The 24,029-nt window shown below is 44.1% G+C and carries 21 protein-coding genes and 1 other RNA gene; 3 read left to right on the forward strand and 19 right to left on the reverse strand.

Translation table 11 applies throughout. The features are described 5' to 3' along the window. Positions 1-145: 145 nt before the first annotated feature. A complete protein-coding gene (locus DL796_RS11555; RefSeq protein ID WP_110201894.1) occupies positions 146-748 on the forward strand; it encodes an epoxyqueuosine reductase QueH in 603 nt (200 codons plus the stop codon). A 48-nt stretch (positions 749-796) separates the two neighbouring features. On the opposite strand, the gene DL796_RS11560 is transcribed toward DL796_RS11555, so the two are convergent. The 19 genes from DL796_RS11560 to DL796_RS11645 form a co-directional block, all read right to left on the reverse strand. Then, a complete protein-coding gene (locus DL796_RS11560) occupies positions 797-1,519 on the reverse strand; it encodes a Slp family lipoprotein (protein ID WP_110201871.1) in 723 nt (240 codons plus the stop codon). A gap of 117 nt (positions 1,520-1,636) precedes the next feature. Beyond that, the gene (tsaB, locus tag DL796_RS11565; protein ID WP_110201872.1) at positions 1,637-2,332 is read right to left on the reverse strand and encodes a tRNA (adenosine(37)-N6)-threonylcarbamoyltransferase complex dimerization subunit type 1 TsaB; all 696 of its coding nucleotides are present in this window, start codon (positions 2,330-2,332) and stop codon (positions 1,637-1,639) included. Positions 2,333-2,339: 7 nt separating this feature from the next. Next, entirely contained in the window at positions 2,340-4,328 is a 1,989-nt protein-coding gene (locus tag DL796_RS11570) for an ATP-dependent DNA helicase (RefSeq protein ID WP_227593074.1), read from the reverse strand. Positions 4,329-4,351: 23 nt separating this feature from the next. Continuing rightward, positions 4,352-5,344 (reverse strand): ferrochelatase, encoded by a 993-nt coding sequence (gene hemH, locus DL796_RS11575; protein WP_110201874.1) that lies wholly within the window; start codon positions 5,342-5,344, stop codon positions 4,352-4,354. Positions 5,345-5,380: 36 nt separating this feature from the next. Further along, positions 5,381-6,037: an adenylate kinase gene (gene adk / locus DL796_RS11580; protein WP_110201875.1), complete on the reverse strand. Its 657-nt coding sequence runs from the start codon at positions 6,035-6,037 to the stop codon at positions 5,381-5,383. Between the two features lie 137 nt (positions 6,038-6,174). Further along, on the reverse strand, positions 6,175-8,361 hold the full coding sequence (locus tag DL796_RS11585; protein WP_110201876.1) for a hypothetical protein: 2,187 nt from the start codon (positions 8,359-8,361) through the stop codon (positions 6,175-6,177). Positions 8,362-8,500: 139 nt separating this feature from the next. Further along, the gene (locus DL796_RS11590; RefSeq protein ID WP_110201895.1) at positions 8,501-8,875 is read right to left on the reverse strand and encodes a VanZ family protein; all 375 of its coding nucleotides are present in this window, start codon (positions 8,873-8,875) and stop codon (positions 8,501-8,503) included. Positions 8,876-9,001: 126 nt separating this feature from the next. Next, on the reverse strand, positions 9,002-9,949 hold the full coding sequence (locus DL796_RS11595) for a hypothetical protein (protein ID WP_110201877.1): 948 nt from the start codon (positions 9,947-9,949) through the stop codon (positions 9,002-9,004). Positions 9,950-10,128: 179 nt separating this feature from the next. After that, the gene (gene htpG, locus DL796_RS11600) at positions 10,129-12,030 is read right to left on the reverse strand and encodes a molecular chaperone HtpG (protein WP_110201878.1); all 1,902 of its coding nucleotides are present in this window, start codon (positions 12,028-12,030) and stop codon (positions 10,129-10,131) included. A gap of 129 nt (positions 12,031-12,159) precedes the next feature. Beyond that, positions 12,160-12,540: a hypothetical protein gene (locus DL796_RS11605; protein ID WP_110201879.1), complete on the reverse strand. Its 381-nt coding sequence runs from the start codon at positions 12,538-12,540 to the stop codon at positions 12,160-12,162. Next, on the reverse strand, positions 12,533-13,741 hold the full coding sequence (locus tag DL796_RS11610) for a S41 family peptidase (RefSeq protein WP_227593075.1): 1,209 nt from the start codon (positions 13,739-13,741) through the stop codon (positions 12,533-12,535). Before DL796_RS11610 ends, DL796_RS11605 begins: the two co-directional genes overlap by 8 nt. Before the next feature lie 153 nt (positions 13,742-13,894). Next, positions 13,895-14,152 (reverse strand): hypothetical protein, encoded by a 258-nt coding sequence (locus tag DL796_RS11730; RefSeq protein WP_227593076.1) that lies wholly within the window; start codon positions 14,150-14,152, stop codon positions 13,895-13,897. Positions 14,153-14,276: 124 nt separating this feature from the next. Beyond that, complete coding sequence (recR, locus tag DL796_RS11615; protein WP_110201880.1) at positions 14,277-14,876, reverse strand: recombination mediator RecR; 600 nt, start codon at positions 14,874-14,876, stop codon at positions 14,277-14,279. Positions 14,877-15,032: 156 nt separating this feature from the next. After that, positions 15,033-15,362 (reverse strand): YbaB/EbfC family nucleoid-associated protein, encoded by a 330-nt coding sequence (locus DL796_RS11620; protein WP_110201881.1) that lies wholly within the window; start codon positions 15,360-15,362, stop codon positions 15,033-15,035. A 50-nt stretch (positions 15,363-15,412) separates the two neighbouring features. Next, complete coding sequence (gene dnaX, locus DL796_RS11625; protein ID WP_110201882.1) at positions 15,413-17,857, reverse strand: DNA polymerase III subunit gamma/tau; 2,445 nt, start codon at positions 17,855-17,857, stop codon at positions 15,413-15,415. Between the two features lie 239 nt (positions 17,858-18,096). Further along, an RNA gene (gene ffs / locus DL796_RS11630) (signal recognition particle sRNA small type) lies at positions 18,097-18,193 on the reverse strand. Between the two features lie 93 nt (positions 18,194-18,286). After that, positions 18,287-18,826: a hypothetical protein gene (locus DL796_RS11635; RefSeq protein WP_110201883.1), complete on the reverse strand. Its 540-nt coding sequence runs from the start codon at positions 18,824-18,826 to the stop codon at positions 18,287-18,289. Positions 18,827-18,927: 101 nt separating this feature from the next. Further along, on the reverse strand, positions 18,928-20,574 hold the full coding sequence (locus DL796_RS11640; protein ID WP_110201884.1) for an alkaline phosphatase: 1,647 nt from the start codon (positions 20,572-20,574) through the stop codon (positions 18,928-18,930). A 44-nt stretch (positions 20,575-20,618) separates the two neighbouring features. Continuing rightward, a complete protein-coding gene (locus DL796_RS11645; protein WP_110201885.1) occupies positions 20,619-22,190 on the reverse strand; it encodes an alkaline phosphatase in 1,572 nt (523 codons plus the stop codon). Positions 22,191-22,432: 242 nt separating this feature from the next. Here DL796_RS11645 and rimK point away from each other — a divergent pair, with 242 nt between their 5' ends. Next, positions 22,433-23,347 (forward strand): 30S ribosomal protein S6--L-glutamate ligase, encoded by a 915-nt coding sequence (rimK, locus tag DL796_RS11650; RefSeq protein ID WP_110201886.1) that lies wholly within the window; start codon positions 22,433-22,435, stop codon positions 23,345-23,347. Positions 23,348-23,397: 50 nt separating this feature from the next. Continuing rightward, entirely contained in the window at positions 23,398-23,811 is a 414-nt protein-coding gene (locus DL796_RS11655) for an ATP-dependent zinc protease family protein (RefSeq protein WP_227593077.1), read from the forward strand. Positions 23,812-24,029 lie beyond the last annotated feature (218 nt).

The raw sequence follows: 24,029 nt of genomic DNA on the forward strand, positions 1-24,029 counted from the left end.
TTAGCACTAAAGTTTACCATTACGGCCTAGATAGCCAGTTACATAACGAGTTTGACAACTCTTGGAGTAAAGTGTGAACCCCTATTCCGTAGACAATTACGAACGTCCAGCATTAGAAACGCCAAATGGCGAAGATAAAGTTCTAATGCACTCTTGCTGTGCTCCTTGCGCAGCGGAAGTAATGGAAGCCGTTCATGCATCAGGGATTCAGCAAACGGTATTTTTCTATAACCCAAATATCCACCCCATCGAAGAGTACGAAATTCGTAAGAACGAGAACAAACGCTTTTGCGATAAGTTGGGTATTGAATTTATTGATGCTGACTACGATAAAGATAACTGGTTTGATCGCGTTAAAGGGCTAGAAAACGAGCCTGAGCGCGGTGCACGCTGTACAGTATGCTTTGATATGCGTTTTGAGCGAACGGCTCTGTACGCGGCTGAAAATGGCTTCGATTTAATCACCAGCACCCTTGGGATTTCACGCTGGAAGAATATGGAACAGATCAACGACTGTGGCGTTAGAGCTGCCGATCGTTATGATGATGTTCGCTACTGGACCTTCAACTGGCGTAAAAAAGGCGGCGCCCAGCGCATGATTGAAATTTCAAAGCGCGAAGAGTTTTACCAACAAGAATACTGTGGCTGCGTTTATTCTTTACGAGATACCAACCGCTGGCGCCAATCGAATGGCCGCGACCGAATTAAGCGTAATATTAAGTTCTATGGGCACGATAAGCCTGAATAGTATATTTCTAGTATAAAAAAGGAGCTTTTCAGCTCCTTTTTTATTCGCTTACTTTTGCTGAACCGATCGGCTCGTCTGGTTTATGTTACCTTGAACCGCATTAGTCTTAGCTCGGACTCTAGGTGTCGAGTTCCTTACCGCTGGCTCAGTTGGCACACCGCGATAATTTTCTCGAGCGGGGTTTTCGGCATCACGATTCATCTGACGGCGACGGTCGTAACGATGATCGTGGCGAATCACTCGATATCGATAGTTGTACGGCCAGTAGTAAGGTCGGTGATAAAACCAGTAAGGGTCCCATACCGAGTAAACTTCCACGTATTCATAGTTAGGCCGCTCTTTCCATAATTGATGGCCTCGCGCATCAACCACTGGGAAGTTAATTTTATGCTCCCCTACTTTGCCCGGCATTGGCTCTGCGAGCATGCCGACTACGGTAATCTCTTTACCTTGGGTATAAATCATCGGATCTAAGAAGCCAGGGATGCGTGCGATAAATCTGCCACCAGTTTCTTGACTAGCGACTGGTCGAGCTTGGCGCCCTAAAGGAAGGTTTACCACTTCAATTAGAGTGTCTTTCTCCAAGTTTTCGACCCGAGCCACAATACCGCCCCAACGAACTTCTTTTTTCGTATAGGCTTCTGGGTTCTGAGCAACCTGGGTAAAGCTTAAATTGGGTTGCTCAAATTGAATTTGTGCTGGTGTTGAAGCACAGCCCGCCAAAACAGCACCGGCTACCAATACCAATGAAAGCTTTAATAGTTTGACCATTAAATTTCTCCTAAGTTTTCGCTTACAACTATCCAGTTGCTCATAAATCTATGTTACTTGTCTTTCAGCTTACTTAAAAGTCCGTGAATCTAAGCTGAATGGGCATAATCCTTATAATTACTGATGCCTTGCCTTTTTAGCAACGTTATCTCGTAAATAGACAGGAACGGCCTTCTCGGCTGGAATGGCCCGCCCTTGCTCGAACAACTTTTCCGCCATCGGCAACATATACTCAGCAAGCGGATATAGTGGCTCAGTATGAATCACAGTTGGCACATTAAGCGTTTTAGACAACTCACTTGCATAAGTTTTCCAGCCGGTACCGACCGCGCTATATACTATAGACGCATCAGTCTGGGAGACTGTGACAAACTCAGGGGCACAAACAGTTTCTGAGCCAACAAGGGTCATCACCCCCTCTTTCTCTTCATACTGCCCCCAGTAGACTTCCCCCATCCGTGCATCGATTGCAGACAGCGTATGCTTCTCTTTGCGCAGACTATATAAGCCCTGAGCCATCGCCTGTAAACTCGACACTCCAATGACCGGCAAATTAGCACCAAAAGCTAGTCCCTGCACCACGCTGATACAGATTCTAAGTCCAGTAAAAGCACCTGGCCCTTGGCCATAAACAATTCCATCCAGTTGCGCGAGCTTTACTTGAGCTTCTTTTAGAACCTCATCTATCATAGGCAGAATCAGCTCGCCATGCTCACGGGGTGCTATTTTCGAACGACTAAATACTTGTCCTTCTAGACTTAAAGCTACTGAGCAAGCTTCCGTCGCCGTATCTATTACTAATAAGTTGGGCATAAATTGCTTAATCGTTATTGTCGATAACTTGATTTAATGATGATAGGAATTCTATCACAACATTTTGCTCGCGGGTGCGCTTCATGGGCGGCAAGCTTTTGAGAAAGGTTTGGCCGTATTTATTGGCAATTAGTCGAGGGTCACAAAGCACAAGCACGCCACTATCATTGTAGTCACGGATCAAGCGTCCCGCACCCTGCTTCAAGCTGATTATAGCTTCAGGGATCTGGATATCGAAGAAAGGGTTTTTACCACTTTTGCGTGCGGCCTGGATTTTAGCTTCAATTAAAGGTTCATCTGGCGCTGAGAAAGGCAACTTATCAATCACCACAAGGCTCAGGGCCATGCCCTTAACGTCAACCCCTTCCCAAAAGCTCGATGTGGCGAGTAGTACCGCATCACCCTTTTCACGAAATTGTTCAATCAGCTCGTTCTTAGGTAATTCGCCCTGGGCAAAAACCTTTTTATCATGGAGCTTTTCTTGCCAAAGGTCTTTAACCTTATTCAATGCAGCGTAACTTGTGAACAATACAAAAGTACCGCCGGGATTAGCTTCGATCAGCGGTAATACTTGCGCTTGCCACTTCTCGACATAAGTTCTATCCCGTGGGTCGGGTAATCCACGAGGGATGTGGAGAATGGCCTGCGAGGCATAATCAAATGGGCTCGGTAAAACTAAGTCCTTAGCTTTTTCTAGCCCCAACTCTTTTTTAAATAAGCTAAAGTCATCGGCCTGAGTTAAGGTCGCTGATGTGAATACCCAGCTTTTAGCCGCGTGTTCATTACGACTGCGTGAGAAAGATTCGGAAACATTTAAGGGAGTTTCGAGCACCGCAAAACCATTGCGATAGGTTTCCACCCAGCGCACCGCGGGATATGCCTTTTCATCATTACTCGGACTAAAAGTGCTATTAAAAAGGGATAGAGTTTGTAGCGACTCCTCACAGCGGCGGTGACAGCTATCCAAACCTTTCGAGCGACTGGCATGACGCTCCAAACGCTCACACAAGGCCGTGACTTCTTTTTCTAGATCTTTAAGCTTTGCCTGCAATGCCGTCGTTGCGATAAGTTGCCAATTAACTTTTCTTCCCGACTCACCAAACTCTAGTCGAACTTCATTAACCGCCCCTTCCACTCTGCGCACGGCGACGCTTAGCTGGCGATCGTCTTTTGCTGTGGTAAGCGCTTCTAATTCTGTATCACGACATAATTCCATCAACTGGCGGCTGGTTAGTCGTTGCCCATAAAAGCTATGCGCAATATCTGTCAGCTGATGTGCTTCATCAACAATTACCGTGTCTGCATCAGGCAGAAGCTCGCCAAAGCCATCATCTTTAAGCACCATATCCGCTAATAAAAGGTGATGGTTGACCACCACCACATCGGCAGTGGTCGCTTTTTGACGTGCTTTAGCAACATAGCAGTCGGCAAAGTCTGGGCACTCAACGCCTAAGCAATTATCATTGGTCGACGTTACATAAGGCCATAAAGGATCGTTGTCCGATAGATCCTTGCATTGAGTCAGATCACCGCTTTGGGTTTGACTCGACCAGGATTTTACTTTTGCCAGCGTATCGACCATCGAGCGGCTTTGGAACTGCCCCGAATCGAGACTTTGATCCATGCGATAAGTACATAGGTAATTATTACGCCCTTTGAGTAACGCGATTTTTGGTGACACCGACAAGGCGTCGCGCATATTTGGAAGGTCGCGATAGAAAAGTTGATCTTGCAGATTCTTAGTGCCAGTAGAGACTATAATTTTTTTATCGTGCAGATACCAAGCTTTCAAAGCCGGCACTAAATACCCAAAGGTTTTTCCGGTTCCAGTCCCAGCCTCGATGCAAATGGACTCGTCTGACTCAATCACAGCCTCAATGGACTGCGCCATCTGCAACTGTTCGATACGCTGCTTAAACCCCGTAAAGACCTTGGATAAAGGTCCATCGGAAGAGAAAAGCTCGTTAAGGTCTAGGTTTGAAGAAGAGTCCGACACAAATACTAGAATTCAGATAGGCGCTAAGTTAACAGGCGCTGTTCAATGAGCTGAAGCATTAATTCTATATGCCCACGATCATCATTTAGTGCGGGAATATACTGATAGTCGCTACCGCCATTTTCAATAAAGGTGTCGCGGTTTTCGATGGCTAGCTCTTCGAGTGTTTCCAAACAGTCAGCACTAAATGCAGGACTGATCACTTGGACAGACTCTACGCCCTCTTTCGCCCAGCTGGTTAGTAGTTCGTCGGTATAAGGCTTGACCCACTCCTCTTTACCAAATCGAGACTGGAAAGATACAGCGTATTCATCCTCAGCTAAGCCTAGGGCTTTGACCACTAAATCAGCTGTTTTTCTGCACTGGGATTCGTAAGGATCACCCTTTTTAGAGAACCTTTCAGGGACACCGTGGAAAGAGAAAAGAAGTTTCTGTGAATCGCCATGTTGCTCGCGGAATCGTTCTACAGAGCGAACAAGCGAATGAATATAATGCGGATGGTCGTGATAATCACCAACATAGGTAATTTCAGGAACATAAAACTCATTTTTAAAGTGCTTTGCAACACGATCGAAAATCGAGGCTGTAGTAGCGGACGAGTACTGAGGGTAAAGCGGCAACACGATAATACGTTCACAGCCTTGGTTTTTTAAGGCCTGTAAGCCATTTGAAATCGATGGGTTACCATACGCCATGGCAATTTCTACTGGGACGTGCTTGCCATAGCGTTGATCGACAAAGCGCTCATTGATTTCGTTTTGAAGTTTTTGGCGTTGCTTTTGAGTAATAACTAATAAAGGCGAACCTTCTTTTAGCCAGATCTTTTTATAAGCCTTTGCAACCTTCCCAGGCCTTACCCGTAAAACAATGCCATGAAGAATAATGCACCAAATCCAGCGAGAAATAGACACTACACGTTTATCATGCAAAAACTCTGCTAAATAACGACGAACAGCTTCCGGCGTCGGTTCATCAGGAGTCCCCAGGTTACACAACAAAACACCTTGTTTTTTCAATCTATTTCTCACTTCATTGTTAGCTAGATTAGGACTTTACTTTTCTAATCCAGCGAAAATTGCATCACGAATATCTTCAACAGAACCTACACCCTTCACACTAACATACTGTGGAGCATTCTCTGCATCTCGCTCAGCCCACTCAGAGTAATAAGCAACCAAAGGGCGCGTTTGTTCTTCGTAAACTGCTAGGCGACGGCGAACTGTATCTTCTTGATCATCATCACGTTGAATTAAAGGCTCGCCAGAAACATCATCCTTACCTTCTTCTTTAGGCGGATTATAAGTTACGTGGTAAACACGGCCTGATTCTGGGTGAACTCGACGACCACTGAGGCGCTTGACGATTTCTTCATGGTCAACATCGATTTCTACAACGTAATCAACATCAATATTGTTTTCACGCATGGCATCCGCTTGTGGGATGGTGCGAGGGAAACCGTCTAATAAATAACCATTTCGGCAATCATCTTCTTTGACTCGCTCTTTAACGATACCAATGATGATGTCATCTGATACTAATTCGCCAGCATCCATTTTCTGCTTGGCTTGTAGCCCCATTTCTGTCCCTGCTTTAACGGCTGCGCGAAGCATATCGCCTGTTGAAATCTGCGGGATATTGTATTTTTCTTTGATAAATTGAGCCTGAGTGCCTTTACCTGCGCCTGGTGCACCCAACAAAATAATTCGCATGAGCGAAGTCTCCTAGCCTTATTGGTAAATATTGCCTTTGTAGGCGCTAAAGATACTTGGAATAGCCTAGTATCTCAAGTAAAAATTAAGCAACCTCAAGTGAAGGCGAGCATTGCCCGCCTTTGTAAAGCTTAAGATTAGTCAGCCTTCATTAGGGCAAACGCTCTAAAATCATGAGCATCATAGCCACTAATTCGATGAATGCCGTTAGTCGCCCAAGCATATACGTGTAATTGCTCAGCAAAAGCAGCGTTTTGGCACGGTTCGCTACATGTATCAGGTAGAGACTCTGACATAAGAGTGGACACGTCTCCTGTTTGATCGAAGTTACCGGGCATTGTTGCAGTTCCATCCTTGTGTAAACTAGTAAGACTTACAGCACTCCGCTTCACTTTAAAATCATAAGTAGCAAAACCATTAGGGTGACTCGCTGTAAATGGCAAGGTAACAGGAGGACTGCCCTCATCATAATCTAAGGTTCCACAGCACTCCCCTGCTGTAATCTGATCAAGCTTAGGAGCACCTATAATTCCCGCACAGGAATTATTATCGATGTGGAGCTGGAATACCAAACTAGGATGCTCACCGGACTCAACTTTTACCAAGTTCAAGTCTTTAGCTTTATTTTGAGCTAAAGGATCCGTAGGGTCACACGACTCATTAGATAAATAGTAGAAATGTCCGCTACCAATATCAACTTCTTCACCTGAGGCGTTATAAAGCTGCATTTGCACTTCATACTTACCTGCATGGTATAGAAGGTCTTCTTCAAGCGAACTCTCAACACTATCCCAATAGCCGATTGAAGTACTGTTCTGAAACATACTTCCGGCAAATGTCACCCAAGGCGAGTGATTCGGTGCTTGCGTATCTGGTATTTCGTATAAATCAGTGTGTCCATCCTTATCCGGGCCCAAGGTATAACTTTTCCTCACAAGTGTGTCACCAGACTGCTCGTGATAAAAACGATAAATCTTATGCCTTAGCGGCTTAAAGATGCCATTTGTGCCTGGGCCTTTAACACTTATTTTATAGTAGCGAATACCAAGGTTTCGCAAAGAAGGAGAGAAATCCGCTTTGAAATACAGACCACCACCAAAAGGGCTACCTGGATCTTTACCATCATCAAGTAGACCAATGTTTTGACTGTTAGTTGTTGTCGCGCCACAGCCAAATATCTGGCTCATTGCTTTCACACCAACACTTTTAAACACCAAGTATCGACCACTTGGAAAGCCGCCACAGTTACTGTTAGCCACAGCATCGGGGTGTGTTGTTCGTAATGTCACTTCAGTTCCACACTGATAATTCCAGTGCGTATAACAACTTATGGGCTTCGGCTCATAAATGGTCACCTCACCTTTTTCAGGCACCACCTGCTTTACTTTAAAGTACAAATCCGGCTTATCAGTATTATTACAGCCACGGAAGAAAACAGCGCTAAACTTGCCACACTCGTCAGTAACGGCTTCAGTGAGCTTATGCATTTTGACTAAGTGTGGAAAGTAGTAGCACAGAAACGGCAGTATCAGTTTTGGTTTTGCCAAAAGTGTCTGCCTAAATTCAAAATTACTTTGAGTCTTAGCTTCTAGCTGTAGAGTTTTATACTCAGGTGATTGTTTTAAGAGCTTTATCTTTTGCAAGCCGTCAGCCTTTAGCATTTTAGCTAACGACCTAGGTTTTGGCTCAGGTGGAAAAGGCTTTGGCTCTGGAATGTCCCGCGGATCAATAGGCGGTATTGGTGGGTTAATGGGCTCTGGAAGCTCGATAATCACATCTCGAAGGTCATCAATAACCTTTTCAGGAAGCTTTGGAATCCACAACCTGAACGGATCGACTTCGAACACTTCTACAGTAGCATTATCTATAGGGAAGTCCTCAAAAGGCGCCTCTGCTCCAAAGTCTTTATACACATGGCCCGGAACCACGCAACGGCTCAAAAACCAACACAACCAACGATTAGGCGGTAAGAAAAACTCAACATCAATAACCTTTTCATTAACTTTAACCTGCTGAATTTCAGGGTTAAATCGCTTCAACTCGTTTAGGGTATAAAACTTATCTGGGTGATCCGGCCCTATGGCTAATGTAACTGTATCATTAAGCATGACGTTAAGGGGTACTTCGGTGACACCCGAGCCCTTAACTTTATCGACCGAAATCAACTTCCCATGACTGGAAAATGAATAAATATTGGTTGGTGGGATTTCTTTATTACTAGACTGACACTTTTCCTGCTCTTCTATGAATTGAGAATTTACTTTTATCGTAATCCCTTTGCTTTTGGGTACTCGTTTTTTGATAGCTTTCTTTGTGTTACTCATTACATACTCCTTGTATTAGACTACAAACTTCATGTCTGCACCCTTATGAGTAACACAAATTTTTACTCGGTTCTAACTAGGTGACTCGCTAAGCTATTGATATATCGAAGTGCTTAACCTAAGTTCAGCTATAGCCCAATTATTTAGTAGCCATTATCTTACGCTTCTTGAGATAGTGCTTGATAGGAATAGCACATACGGTTCCTGCCAAAACGCCTAAGCTGTTGGCCAGTAAATCCGGCCATTCAAAGCCTCTGTTTGGAATATACATCTGAGCGATTTCGATAAGAAAAGAAAAAGCGATACAAGCTACGATTAAAAGCCATGTCGGCCGTTTGTCTGACCCCATTCGGGCTAGAAAAGCTAAACCAAAATAGCCTGTAAAGTGCAAAGCTTTATCCCAAGGTAAGTTTGTCGGCAGCTGTTTGCCAGGCATGACAGAGCCGATAAAAATAGCCAGAACCCCGATTAAAAACAATACCTTAAACAAGGTGCTTGATAAAAATTTCTTCATGAAAAAACCGCCAGTGGCGGTGGTTAGCTTGCGTAATGAGCCGATCTTAACAAGAGGCAACTCAGCTTACTAGCAAAAGCCGCCTAAGAAAATTTTTTAACCATAACTTTCAGTAATTATTTCAAATTACCACCCCATCAATTTTGCCCAGTCAACACTATCTTTGAAGTAATCAGAAAGCCTTATAAGATACTGATCACAGGTTTTAAGTTGGTTTTCTTGTGACCAACGGCATAGCTCATAAACTTTTTTCCCGCCATCAAACGTCTTGCCCAAAAAGAGTCTACTGTATTCAAAAACATGTCCATACAGCGATGGGGTTTTACTTTTTTCAATAAATGCGAAGACTTTTGTATCATCAAGAACTCCTTTCGCTTTGACTAAAGTTTTTATGGTAGGCTTACCCTCGATAGAGACTTTTGCTTCATATATTTGTCCGTCATCCATAATCTTTTTACGCGCAAGAAGCTCAATACGAGGAACTGAGTCGGGTATTACTGGATGCTCACTTTGAACCTTATTACCAAGATTCTCTGCGTCTTTTACGAACTGCGTAGCCACTAGTTTTAATTTTTTTTGTATTTTCTTTAGTGCGGGCTCATTCTTATCCCAAGAGGAGAATAAGCCTTCTTCATCCTCAGCGTATCGATAGCTGAAGTAAAGCGGCTCAGGTTCTTTGTTACCATCATGCTTAAAATACGAAACCCTATAAATTAGATACCGCTTTGCACTACTTGTATCACTCTTAGCAATATTAAGAACAGTTTCATTAGCACAAATTTGACGGTCCACTCCTGGGACCCTCTCAACACAGACAATCATTCGATCTGTTAACCTAACTTCGACTTTAAACTTTCGGTTTTCTTTAAAAGGAATATAGCCTGTAAAGATATTTGGACTTTTAAATCTATTAATAACAATTTTATTACGATGAAAAGCATCCATCAGGGCACTTTCTTGATAATTGAGCAACTGCTCAAATGATGAGTTTTCAGAAGAGCTCTTGGCGCTACTAGTTGTGGCCAGAGCAAGAAATAATACAAAACATTTACACAGCCTATAAAATAAAAACATCCGTAATCTGTCCCCTCTAAAATTGTCCTAACACTTTGGCTTGCAGTTAATTTTAGTTAGATTTCACGTAAATTAAGCCAATAGTCCATTCATACTCTAATACGAAAATCACAAGATGAGAAGTTTCAAACAAAAAAAGCCCACTAAACAGTGGGCTTTTGGTGGTCAGAGCGGAAATATTAATTAGCTAGCTTTAAAAGTAACTTATTGAGTTTACTCGCAAAACTGGCTGGGTCGTCTAGCTGACCTTGCTCTGCTAGTAGTGCTTGGTCAAACAAAACTTCAACCCACTCAGCAAACTGTTCGTCGCCCTGCTCTTTTTCCACAAGGTTAATGAGAGCGTGCTCAGGGTTAATTTCAAACACTGGCTTTACGTCTGGTACATCTTGGCCCGCTGCTTGTAGCATTTTGACCATTTGCAGTGGCATATCACCTTGGCCAGCGACAATACAGGCTGGCGTATTGGTCAGTCGCATGGTCACTTTCACATCGGCAACTTTGTCGCCAAGCACTGTTTTGATGCGCTCAACAAGCTCTTTATGCTCTTCTGACGCTTTCTCTTGGGCTTTTTTGTCTTCTGCATCTTCAAGATTACCTAAGTCCAAGTCGCCTTGTGTCACAGAAACAAATTGCTTGCCTTCGTATTCGTTCAGATGCGAAATTGTCCACTCATCAATGCGATCATGCATTAGCAAAACCTCAATGCCTTTCTTGCGGAAAACCTCAAGGTGCGGACTATTTTTAGCGGCAAGGAAGCTATCTGTAGCAATATAATATATCTTTTCTTGCTCGGGCTTCATGCGCTCGATGTATTCGTCAAGTGAAACAGTCTGCTCTTTGCTGTCGTTATGCGTCGAGCTAAAGCGGAACAACTTGGCAATTTTCTCTTTGTTTGCAAAGTCTTCGCCTGTACCCTCTTTGAGAACCTGACCGAACTCGTTCCAGAACTGTTGATACTTCTCTTTGTCTTTTTTCGCCAATTGCTCAAGCATTTTCAGAATACGCGAAACTGTTGCGTTTCTTAAAGATTGGGTCACTTTTGAGTCTTGCAATATTTCTCGCGAGACGTTTAACGGCAAGTCATTAGAGTCAATCAAGCCACGCACAAATCGTAGGTACACAGGCAAGAACTGCTCGGCGTCGTCCATAATGAAAACACGCTGTACGTATAATTTTACGCCACGCACTCGGTCACGGTTCCACAAATCGAACGGAGCTTTTGAAGGAATATAGAGTAAGCTTGTGTACTCCTGCTTACCTTCAACTTGGTTATGGCTCCAAGTTAAAGCGTCCTGGAAGTCGTGCGAAATATGTTTATAGAATTCCTGGTACTCGTCATCAGAAATATCAGATTTGCTACGAGTCCAGAGCGCTGTGGCTTTATTTACTGCTTCAAACTCTTCTTTTTCAACTTTATCATCTTCCCCAGTCACCATCTTTTTCATCTCGACTGGCAGGGAGATATGATCCGAGTACTTACCGATAATGTTACGCAGGCGGAACTCTTCTAAAAACTCTTCTTCGCCCTCTTTCAAATGTAGAATAATATCGGTACCACGGTTTTCTTTTTCAGTCTGCTCAATGGTGAACTCACCGTCGCCAGCAGACTCCCAAATCACAGCTTCGTTAATCCCCGCAGTCGCTCCACGAGTAACCACAGTGACCCTATCGGCAACGATAAATGCAGAATAGAAACCTACACCAAACTGACCAATCAGCTTGGAGTCCTTTTTCTGATCACCCGTTAGTTGCTGGATGAAGTCAGCCGTTCCAGATTTAGCGATCGTACCCAAGTTATTGATAACTTCTTGCTCGGTCATACCGATGCCATTATCCGAAATAGTCAGCGTCTTGGCGTCTTTATCAGTTGTGATACGAATCTTCAAATCTGCGTCATCGCCGTATAGGCTACTATCTTTCAACGCTTTGAAGCGTAGCTTATCCGCCGCATCGGCCGCGTTTGAAATAAGCTCGCGCAAAAAGATTTCTTTATTGGAATATAGAGAGTGCACCATCAAGTGCAACAACTGCTTGACTTCGGTTTGAAAAGAATGCGTTTTTTTAGTTGCTGTTTCTGACATATTCTTACTTTCAATAGGTTAACTGACAGTACCTCTAGAATGGGGTTGAGTTAGAATTTTTCAATAGAATTTTTCTACCGAATACAAAAAAGCCAGCAACAAGCTGGCTTTTCGATGATAAGACTTACTTTACCCCATAGGATTACAAGATACAGTCTCAAGGATAAAGATATCGCTCGACTTTGAATCCACCAGAAAGCAGGTGTCTTCTAAGTGATAAAGCTCAAATTTGCGCGGCATTTCGGTAATTCGTCCTTGCGCCGGATTACCGTCGACCATTACTGGTTTGCGCTGGATAAAAAGACGATTGTCTGTGCTAAATATATCATCCGCAAGAGCGACATTAGCACCTGGCATAATTTGATTAATAATACCGGCGATTTCGTCCTTAGCTTCTTTATCAAAGCCTACAATTGTAGCGGGCAAGGCTTTCTCCTTGTCCCACTCCGTTGTTTTACACCCCATTAATCCAAGTGTTAAGGCCACCAAACCAATCCAAAGTTTATTCATTTCTCAACTCCTTTGGGATTTCTAAGAACTTGCTTTGCTCCATAAACAAGCGCTGCTGGACTCTATCAGAGTTAAGCAAAGACTCAGGCGAAACATAGGCTTTTTGAGCATGGCGCTTAGCTTGCTTATTAGAAGTACCTGCTGGACAAGCTCCTGTTGCTTGGTACTCAAGAGCAGCCGCAAGTAACGCTTCATCTGGGTCGCCTAAAAGATGGTTGAAGTCATCTTCAACTACACAGCCTTTTACGAAGTCTTGGCCGTTATCAGTTGAAGAAGGTACGAAACCGTCAGCGTATTCGCCAAAACCTTTATCGTTCTCGCCGCTAAACTGGATGGTGAAGTAAGTTGTACCGCAGTTATCGGTTGGGTAGAAGCCATAAGGTTTACCACAAGTGGTATCACCAATTAATATTACTTCAACATCAATACCACGAAGGCCATTAATAAATGCTTCACTGGCGGAGCAAGTGCCTGGCATGGATAACACAAAAACACGGTTCAAGTTTAGACTTGGTAGAACACCACCTGGTGCAGTCGCTTCACTCGACGTAGTGCTGTAGAAAGGTGTTGGCTGTAATGCTTCACCAGTTACAGGGTTAAAGTTTGGGTGTTGATCGTTCCAAACGGTCTCTTCGAATACCCTACCCGACGTTTGCGCATCGCCAGCAACCATGTAAGCAAGCTGGCTTGAAATAAAGAGGAAACCGCCACCGTTGTAACGCAAATCAACGACTAGGTCTTGAACACCTTGGTTAGAGAAGTTTACAAAGGCATCAATAAGCTCCTGCTCGGCAATTCGTGTACCAAAGGTATTAAACTGCATATACCCCACATTACCACTAGCAGTGTTGAAAATTTGTTCATTTTGCACAGGATCAGAAGTCACGATTGCAGACGTTAACGAGACAGTACGATTAGTGTTACTTCCTAAGTCACGAATAACAAACTCGTGAGTCTCGCCTTCTTCAGCAGGAAATAAACCTGCGTTTAGGATGTTGGCATCGCCATCGACAACTGCCGCACCATCAATCTCGATAATTTCAGCTCCACGAGTAATTCCCTCTGCTGAGGCTGGAGAGTTGGGCTCTGTATAGGCAATAAATATTTGACGTGGAGGCGCTGAACTAACCAATTTAATACGGAAACCGTAACCGGACGAAGCACCTGTGGAAGCTTGTTGTTGGTAATCATCGGTATCCATAAAGAAATGGAAATTATCTTTATTATTTCCCGAGTTCGTGGTCGCCGTGGTTTTTAAAACATCGAAATACTCGGTTGGTAAGCCAAAGTTAGCAGGGTTTTGATCCTGAATTTCATCATACCAAAGGTAGGTATTATTGCTCCAAGAGCGGAGCTAGTGCTTTTCGTATAGGTAGCTACCCTGTTGATCAGGCCATGGATTACCGTTGATATCATTACCAGAACGCGGATTTTCACAACGGGCTACAAAGTTGGACTCGTCTTCATAGACACCAGCAGTCCATGTTGGAGCTTCGCTAACTGGCGGCTCTGGTTCTGCCGAATCTGAACTACCACCACCCCCACAGGCAGTTAACATCAAGCCTAATGCACCAAGCGTAAACACTTTTAGTTTTATAAATTCTTTTTTCATAGCACTACCTTTGCAAAATATATTAAATAAGCAAAGTTAATATACCCAAAAGGAGAGCATTAGTAAAAAGTATCAATTTGTATCAAAGAGAGTTATAAATGTTGTGAAAGTGCTAGTTATGCAGCTAAGAAGTGTATGGTTTACGCCCTGAGAAGGAGTGCATTAAGGTTCCGCCGTCGATATATTCCAACTCCCCACCAAGAGGCACGCCGGAGGCGATTCTAGATAGCTCGATATTGGTTCCTTTTAGTAATTCTGCGATGAAGTGAGCCGTCGCCTCTCCCTCTACGGTAGAGTTTGTGGCTAAAATCACCTCAGATGGAGACTCTTCATTAATCAGTCGTTTTAACTGATCAAGACCAATGTCTTCAGGGCCAATTCCATCAAGTGGCGATAAATGCCCCATTAGAACAAAGTAAGTCCCCTGAAAGCCGCCTGTTGCCTCGATAGCAATAACATCCGCAGGACTTTCAACAATACAAAGCAAAGATTTATCACGACGTTCAGACTGACAGATCCCACATAAAGTGGATTCGGTAAAGTCACGACACCGCTGGCAATGATGAACCCCCTCCATCGCAGCCTGAAGTGCTGAGGATAAATGCATACCACCACCACGGTTACGCTCAAGCAAGTTATAGGCCATACGCTGCGCCGACTTGGGGCCAACACCTGGTAAGCAGGTGAACGCATCTATCAACTTTTTTATCAATGGTGACTGCATATTTCTTTATATTAGATAAGTATTATTTATGTAGTATTAGGGTAGTATTTTTGAGTTTGAGCGAGGCAGTACTGCGCGCAAAATCCGGAGTGTACATAAGTACATGAGGATTTGAGCACAGCACTAACAAAGCTCAGGCTCAAAAAGACACCATAATTAAAATGGTAGGTTCATACCTGGCGGAAGATTCAACCCCTCAGTCGCCCCGCTCATCTTCTCTTTAGTCTCTTCCTCAACCTTACGCACCGCTGCATTTGTTGCAGCAGCAACTAAGTCTTCAAGCAACTCTTTATCGTCGTCCATCAAGCTTGGATCGATTTCAACGCGCTTAACGTCGTGGCGTCCAGTCATGGTAACTTTTACCATTCCTGCGCCAGCTTCACCTGTAACTTCTAGGTTCGCAATCTCTTCTTGAGCTTGCTTCATCTTTTCTTGCATTTGTTGGGCTTGCTTCATCATATTGCCCAAACCGCCTTTACCAAACATGGCTTTACCTCAATGTTTCATTAATTTTTAACAATAACTAGAAAAGGGCTCTAGTCGTTTAAATAGACAACTGACTGTCGATCAAGTTTAGCGCCAAATTTTGCCTGCAGCTCTTGGCCAAACGGATGCTGATTCAAGTCTTCACACGCTTTTTGTAGCCTTAGCTTTGCTTGATGTTGCCAAATTTCAGCTGGGGTATCCATGCTTGGATGCTTCAGCTGCCAGTCGATGGTTACCTCTTTTCCTAGGTAGCTGGATAACGCGCTTCGCACGCTTTTTTTCGCGCTATCTGTTAACAAAATCTCTTGTTCAGGAGCCAACTCTAACGTTAACTTTTGATCTGATGCCCAAATAGCACTGCTACTTTGAGCTATTTGGTGGTAAGTACCGTCTAATTCAAGTTTTTTTACTAAGTTTGCCCACTCCATCGCTTCTTCGGAAACGTTCAACTCTGGAATAAACTCAGGCTCATCATCCTCTGTCTGCGAACCGTTAGCTTCATACGCATTATCAGCTGATTGCTGAGTATTGACCTCATCCAGCGGGTTCTGGTCGAGCTCATGCTTTGCCTGCATCAATCTTTCGATATCGCTGTCGTAACTCACCGGCTCTGCATCGTCTCTATCTTTTTCTGCTGTCTCAGTAGTTTTTTGCTCTACTGATTCTTGAAAAATAGCTGGCTGTTGCGATTGTAGCGAATCGTCTCTATCTGCCTGAGGAGCTGGCTCTATGGATTGAGCAGCTATTGAGTTGTTTGAATTTACTGTTTCCGTTTGCGGTTTGGAACTTTCCACGCTTAAATTCAATCCCAATGCGGAGTGCAAACTTGCTAAAGCTTCATCGTCGCCACTAGTATCCGCTTGTGCTGGCGCCTGAGGCTTTTCAACAACTGGTGGTTGCTCAAAACCTAAACTGGAAAGATCTTCTTGATCATCTTCATCTTGCTGAATGAATTGCTCATAACCTGCAAAGTCATCAACTTCTGATTGATTGCTTTGCTCTTGGGTTACATTGTTAGTTGTTTCTTCGGTGCTATCTACTGAAGAAGATTGAGGCTGGGCTTTAGCACTATTATCAGAGCTAGTATCAGAGCCAGTGAGTTTTGTTTCATTCGATTCAGCTGATTCTGTAGTAGGAGCTTGAGCGACAGGCTCATGGCGAGATTCATCATCTTTTGAACTTTCTATAGCGCCAGTTTCATCGATGCTTCCTGCGGTATCCGATGATGGATTCACATCCCTCTCTGCTTCGCTATGCGCACTTTTGCTAAGAGCACTTTTGCTAAGAACGCTATCAGCTTCAGGCGCTACTTCTGAGCCCTGACTTTGAGTTTGCTCAGCTGAAGTTGTAGATGAACCGTTCGAACTTATACTAACTTTTTTTTTTGCGACCTGCGGCCCTTTTTGGTCAGAGCCTGTATCAATTTGAAAAGCTAACATACGCAACAGTGCCATTTCTAGGCCTTGTCTTGCTGTTGGAGCCCACTCGAGATCTCGGCGTGCATGCAAGCCTAACTGATAATACATCTGTAGATCAGAAGCTTCAAAAATATCCGCAAATTCAGTTACATAGGACGCAGCGCTATCAAGAAGCACTTGTGTCGATTGGTAAACTGCAATTTGATGAATACGACTGAGTAGCTCTTTTAAGGCATCCGCAAAATCGACTGGATAGTGACTCATGTCATCAACCGCTTTAATCGCCATAACACTGTCACGGCTGGCTAAAGCTTCGAGCAGTCGCACCATAAACTTATGATCGATAGTGCCGAGCATGGTACGAATGTCTTCTTCGAGAACTTGACCCTGACCATAAGCAATCGCCTGATCGAGCAAGCTCAAAGCATCTCGCATACTACCTTCTGCAGATTGTGCGATAAGTTGTAGCGCGATGTTTTCGAAATCTATGGTTTCTTGCTCAAGAATAAATTTTAAATGGCTTGCGATCGTTTCTTCATCCATGTGTTTAAGATGGAACTGTAAACAACGGGATAGAACGGTCACCGGGAGTTTTTGCGGATCCGTTGTCGCCAATAAGAAAATAACGTGCTCTGGCGGTTCTTCAAGGGTTTTTAACAGCGCGTTGAAGGAGCTGTTAGAAAGCATATGAACTTCGTCAATCAGATAAACTTTATAACGACCACGAGTTGGTCGGTATTGAACATTCTCAAGAAGCTCTCGGGTGTCGTCAACTTTGGTTCGAGAAGCAGCATCCACTTCAATTAAGTCGACAAAGCGACCTTCATCAATTTCCGTACAGCTACCACACTGACCACAAGGTGTTGCGGTAACACCCTCTGCCTCACAGTTAAGGCACTTTGAAAGAATACGAGCAATGGTTGTTTTACCGACACCACGAGTGCCAGTAAATAGATAGGCATGGTGCAAACGACCACTTTCAATCGCGTTGACTAAAGCGCGACTGACGTGTTCTTGACCACGCAACTCTTGAAAGTTTTTGGGACGCCATTTACGGGCGAGCACTTGATAGCTCATAAAGTAATCAGTTTAGATATGCTTATCGTTTTAATGCAGAAACCATAGCACACTTTACTCGAATGGAAAATCTCTTTGTCTCAGCTAAAACTAGAAGAAAAGAGTTAATAAGCTTTTAAATCAACAAGATAGAAGTGATTAGCGATAAAACCTCAGCTTGTAGGCAATAAAAAACCGCTAAGTGTTGCCACTAGCGGTTTTTGAAATCTTGATATAACTTTCCATTCAAAGTTATAAGGCCCAGCTAGCCACACCCCGGCACACGAGTCGGCTGCTACCGTTGCTCCCTTCCGGGCCTGGCGGGATTCACAACGTATCGTTGCGGGGGGACCAGCTGAGTTGCGCGCATTATCGCTCAAACGTTCTTAATAATAAAGCCCTAGGCAAAAAATATTTCACCATTGCTCAAGCGGCCTTTGTCATAAGGTTTTAAAGTCCTTGAATAAAACCTTGTTTTATCAACTTTCCCAAAACAGGATCAGCTTCATTATCACCAATATCAGCATAATCATAAGTCTTATAATCATTCCATTGATTCATATGTTCCTCAACAACCCAACCATTTTCCAACGATGATAACTTAAACTGTTTTCCATCAATAACGAACGCATCTTTAAAGTCACCATCGTTCACAACGCTTTTTAGTTGCTCTAGTACTTTTTTCGTACTCTGGCTAGCAAGGCGATCAAATTCGATTCTGTAACCAACCTCAGGATAAGCTTGATAAAAGCTTGGGGGCTGAGTTTGCCAAAGCCTCCACAAAGCCACCTTACTTGATCCTTCTTCAGAAAAGGCAATCTTGTCTGTAGAAAACCAAATGGTTATTAAAGACGATTGACCACCTTTGGTGACAACATACTCTGCTTTTTTTGCTACTGACTTGGGTTGAGCGATAACAAGGCTGGACAAGGCTAGAGCTAAAAAACACAAAATATATGGTAAGGCTAAAAGTTTATTGGACTGAAACATAACTGTGTCACTTTTTAATAATTAAAGACTGTAAAATGACGCCCTGCTTTTAATGAAACTTAGCTGAATCAGCTTCATATATAAGCAGAACGTCATTCTATTTATTGTGCGGCTTCCGCTTTACCCACTAAATCAGCAATATGATTCATCGCATGGAAAATATTACTCTGCTCATGGGTACCGCGTAGCAATTGTGCGCCTGGTCCCACAGCATAGATACCGACATCTTCGCCAGAGTGCGTTTCCGAACCAAGTGGAATTAATGACTCCTGATGGAAGCCAGCTGATTGCGTGTCAACACTAGCTAGATCATGGCGCCCAGCGGCGGCTGCGTCACCATAACGTTGATCACCACCATTGCCTTCACCATAATCAGCGAACCCTAAACCATTAGCGTAACCAACTGTGGTGTAAGGCATATTATCAGCAGCCATTGTTGCTTCATCTTCCGCGTGCCCAGCACCATCATTACCTTTAACCACGCCTAAAATTGGGTTACCGCGTGTCGGATAACCCGCTAAGGTAAAGACATGACTGTGATCAGCAGTAACAATAATCAAGGTTTCGTTTAAATCCACTTTATCAACCGCAGTCTGTACCGCCTCAGCGAACTCAACCGCATCTTCAAGCGCACGATAAGCATTGCCCGCATGATGACCGTGATCAATTCGACCAGACTCAACAGTAAGGAAAAATCCTTTGTCGTTTTTGCTTAAAATATCAATCGATTTAGACGTCATCTCGCTCAGAGATGGCTCACCCGCCACATCATTAGCGCGATCTGCCTCATACTCCATGTGTGATGAATTAAATAAACCTAGAACTTTCGATGCCGAGTCTGCACTTAATGCATCAAAACCTGCTTGATCATACACATAGCTTCCAACTGGATACTTTGCTTTCCAAGAGTCGATTAAATTCACTCCATCCGTACGCTTGCCTGTTTTGCCCTCTTCATCGGTAAAAGTGTTTGGGATAAAGTGGCGACGGCCACCGCCCATCACAACGTCTATGCCATCACCATAAGAAAACTCAACCAGCTGAGTAGCAATATCTTTGCAACCATTAGCTTTTGCTTCATCAGTCAAACCGTCATCGCTTTCCCAGTTACGCTCCGGAGACTTCGCATAAGTCGCTGCTGGCGTGGCGTGGGTGATACGTGCCGTAGACACAACACCTGTCGACATACCGGCTATTTCAGCCAATTCCACGGCTGTAACCAGCTCATTGCCTTTTGCTGAGCTGCAATCGGCTCTCAACGCACTGTCAGGATAACCAATAACGCCAGCTTTGGTTTTAACACCACTCATCATAGCCGTCATAGTTCCTGCCGAATCTGGTGTCTGTTGATTAGTGTTATAGGTTTTAGCAAAGCCCGCGACTGGAAACTTCTCAAAGCTCAACTGATACTCTTCACCCGTAGCCCCACCTTTCTGCCCAGCGAATATTCGTGCGGCAGTTATGGTCGAAACGCCCATGCCGTCACCGACAAAAAGAATCACGTTTTTAGCCGAGCCTTTGGTCAACACTTCCTCAGTTTCTAAAGCAGCGTCGACACGTGTCTTACCTTGATTGAACCATTGATTAGTTTTTGTCCAGTCTATGCTTGATACTGGTGGCTCTGGATCGGGGGTTTCATCATCGTCATCACTATCGAAACATGCGGTTAACAAAGTCGTTGATATCAATACGCTTAATAATGTGTAAGCATGCTTTTTCGAGTGTTGCTTTTTATCAAAAATACTCATCTTTATATCCTCAATTAAATTCTGCTGTAATTACTAAACGATTACTATTGATAAGCTTCGCCACCAAGCTCCGCCGCTTGGTTGATCACGTGGAAAATAACGTTCTGCTCAATAACGCCTTGCAGTAAATGAGCCCCAGGGCCACGAGCGTGAATCGTGATATCCTCACCAGCATGTGTTTCAGAGCCCAAAGGAACGAGCGCTTCTTGATGGAAGCCCGATTGAGTCGTATCAGTAGAAGTTAAATCAACACGCCCGCTGTGAGGATCGTCACCATAGCGTTGGTCACCGCCATTACCAACGCCATAATCAGCAAAGCCTAATCCATTGGTGTAGCCGACTGTGGTGTAAGGCATACCGTCAGATGCTAGAGCTAGATCGGACTCAGGTTGACCACTAGCGTCCGTCGATTTAACCAACCCCAAAATTGGATTGCCGCGCTGTGGATAACCAGCAATAGTAAACACATGGCTGTGATCAGCTGTTACCATAATCAAAGTGTCTTCTGGGTTGGTGTTGTCCATGGCGTATTGGATGGCGTTGGCAAACTCAATGGTGTCATCTAAAGCACGGTAAGCATTACCAGCATGGTGGCCATGGTCAATGCGGCCAGACTCCACCATCAAAAAGTAACCCTTGTCATTCTTTTTGAGGATTTCTAAAGCGACTTCCGTCATTTCAGTGACTGTGGGCTCACCACCAACATCGCTCAAACGATCGACGTTATATTGCATGTGAGATGAGTTGAATAAACCTAATAGTTTGTCGGCGTTGGCTAAATCCAGTCCTGTTAAGCTTGACTGATCTTCAACGTAGAAAGCATTTTGGTCGTTGTAACGCTCAAGCCACTCATTCGTAAGATCGCGACCATCGGTGCGCTTTCCAGCTTTTCCTTCTGAGTCAGTCACTGTCTCAGGAATAAAGTGACGGCGACCGCCCCCCATCACGACATCAATACCATCCCCTGCCTCTAACTCTACGAGCTGTGTTGCAATATCCTTACAACCAGCTGTTTTGGCGTCTTCAGGCATTCCATCATCACTTTCCCAGTTTCGTTCAGGAACTTTGGCATAAGTCGCAGCTGGAGTAGCGTGGGTAACGCGGGCCGTAGAAATGATGCCAGTCGACAAGCCCTTTTCTTCCGCCATCTCTATGGCTGTTTTTAATTCATAGCCACTCGCTGTATCGCAGTTAGCACGGTCTGTATCAGGAGCAATATTAATCACGCCAGCTTTTGTTTTAACTCCCGTCATCATCGCCGTCATTGTGCCAGCTGAATCAGGCGTTTGCTGATTGGTGTTGTAAGTTTTGACTTGGGCACTGTAGGGCATTGTTTCGAAGGAAAGAAAGTTCTCCTCACCAGTACCGCCGTTACGTTGCCCCGCCAAAATACGAGCAGCTGTAATGGTAGAGATCCCCATGCCGTCACCCACGAATAAGATGACATTTTTAGCGTTAGATTTTGGAGCCTGACTTAGCTGTTTTTCAATAGCAGCTTGACCGTCTGTGAACCAAGGGCTGTTCGACTGAACATCTGGAAGAACGGCAGAATGCGCCACTGAAACCAGTCCGCATGTTACCGCCGTAGCTATTATAGTTTTACTTAGGCGTCGCATAAATTTATCCTCAATGCAGTTTATTTATAAAGCACCTATAAGCTATTAGCGGAAGATGACGATATCGTAACAACTAGAAGACAATATGATTGCGGCCTAGTGACAGGAGTGTGACGCGTTCTAAGCTTGTGATGCTGGTCTCATTTTGAAACTGAAGATTATTCGCTATAAGATTTAAAACAGCGTGTGGTATATTAGCCACAGTAAAACAAGCATAATCATTTTTAATTTCAAGGTAGCCCATGAAAATCGGTATTCTCTCGCGTAACGCAAAACTTTACTCGACTCGTCGACTGGTGGAAGCAGCTAAGGAACACGGTCACGAACCACAAGTTGTTGATGTCCTTAAATGCTTTATGAACATTACAGCAAACCGACCTACGGTTCATAGTAAAGTTAAAGGTGAAGTGACTCAGCTTAATTTTGATGCTGTTATACCAAGAATTGGCGCCTCTATCACCGCTTATGGTACTGCCGTATTACGTCAATTTGAAGTTGGTGGCGTCTATTCTGTCAACGAATCTATCGCTATTACGCGCTCTCGCGATAAGTTACGCGCGCATCAACTTTTGGCGCGCAAAGGTGTTGGTATGCCGATCACCAGCTATGCCCACGCAGTTGATGCTACCGATGAAATAATTCAGTCCGTAGGCGGGGCTCCTCTAATCGTAAAGATTATCGAGAGTACTCATGGCAATGGTGTGGTGCTTGCTGAAACGAATAAAGCGGCTGAGAGCTTGATTAATGCTTTCAGAAGTTTGAACGCAGATTTCTTAGTTCAAGAGTTTATTAAAGAATCTGGTGGCTCTGACATTCGTTGCTTTGTGGTAGGCGATAAAGTGATTGCAGCCATGCAGCGGAGCGCTAAAGAAGGTGAATTCCGCTCGAACTTACATCGTGGCGGTAGTGCCGAGGTTACAAAGCTTAAGCCCGAAGAAAGAGCTCTTGCTGTGCGAGCGGCTAAAGTTATGGGGTTAGATGTAGCGGGAGTTGATTTATTACGCTCGGCTCATGGGCCATTAGTAATCGAAGTAAACTCTTCGCCAGGGCTAGAAGGTATCGAGAAAGCCACAGGCAAAGACGTCGCCGGTGCGATTATTAAATACATCGAAAAAGACTCTTTAAAAGGCCCAAACAAGCCTAAAGGCAAGGGCTAATAAAGCATAAGTGTTTATGGCAAATTTATGAGGAATGACTCGTGAGCAAAATGAAGGTGGGCTGGAAAGAAGAAGCCAAACTCTCTGAACTCAATATTGATCCGATAAAAGTAAAAGTCGACACGGGAGCTAAAACGTCGAGTTTGCACGCTTTTGACATTGAATCGTTTGAAGAAAATGGCGTCACTTACGTTAAATTCAAAACATGCCCTTATAAAAGGCACCCTAAGAAAACGATAAGCTGCCAATCAGAAGTCATCGACTATAGAAAAATTACAAGCTCAAACGGCCAGACCCAGTTGCGCTACGTGATTCGAACGCCTATTACTATTGGCGACCAAACCTGGGACATCGATGTTACTTTAGCCGATCGCAAGAAAATGCGTTATAAAATGCTACTTGGACGAGAAGCCATGAAGAACATCATCGTTTCCCCTCACGAAGCCTACATTCAATCTGAATAACCGAGCTTGCCAAGCAAGCAAGTTTCCGCTATCTTACGCGCCTACGGTGAAGTAGCCATTGGCTGACAAACCGTAGGTTTAAGCGCTTGAATGCAGTGAAAGCGACCCGAAGGGCGAGAAAGCAACGCTTTCGAGTAACGCGCACGCAGAAGTGCGCCGTATCGACAGGGAAACACTAACTGTCTATACATCCATAAAGTTTTAAATAACGGTGAAGT

This window comes from Kangiella spongicola, from assembly GCF_003194565.2.
GTDB classification, from domain to species: domain Bacteria; phylum Pseudomonadota; class Gammaproteobacteria; order Enterobacterales; family Kangiellaceae; genus Kangiella; species Kangiella spongicola.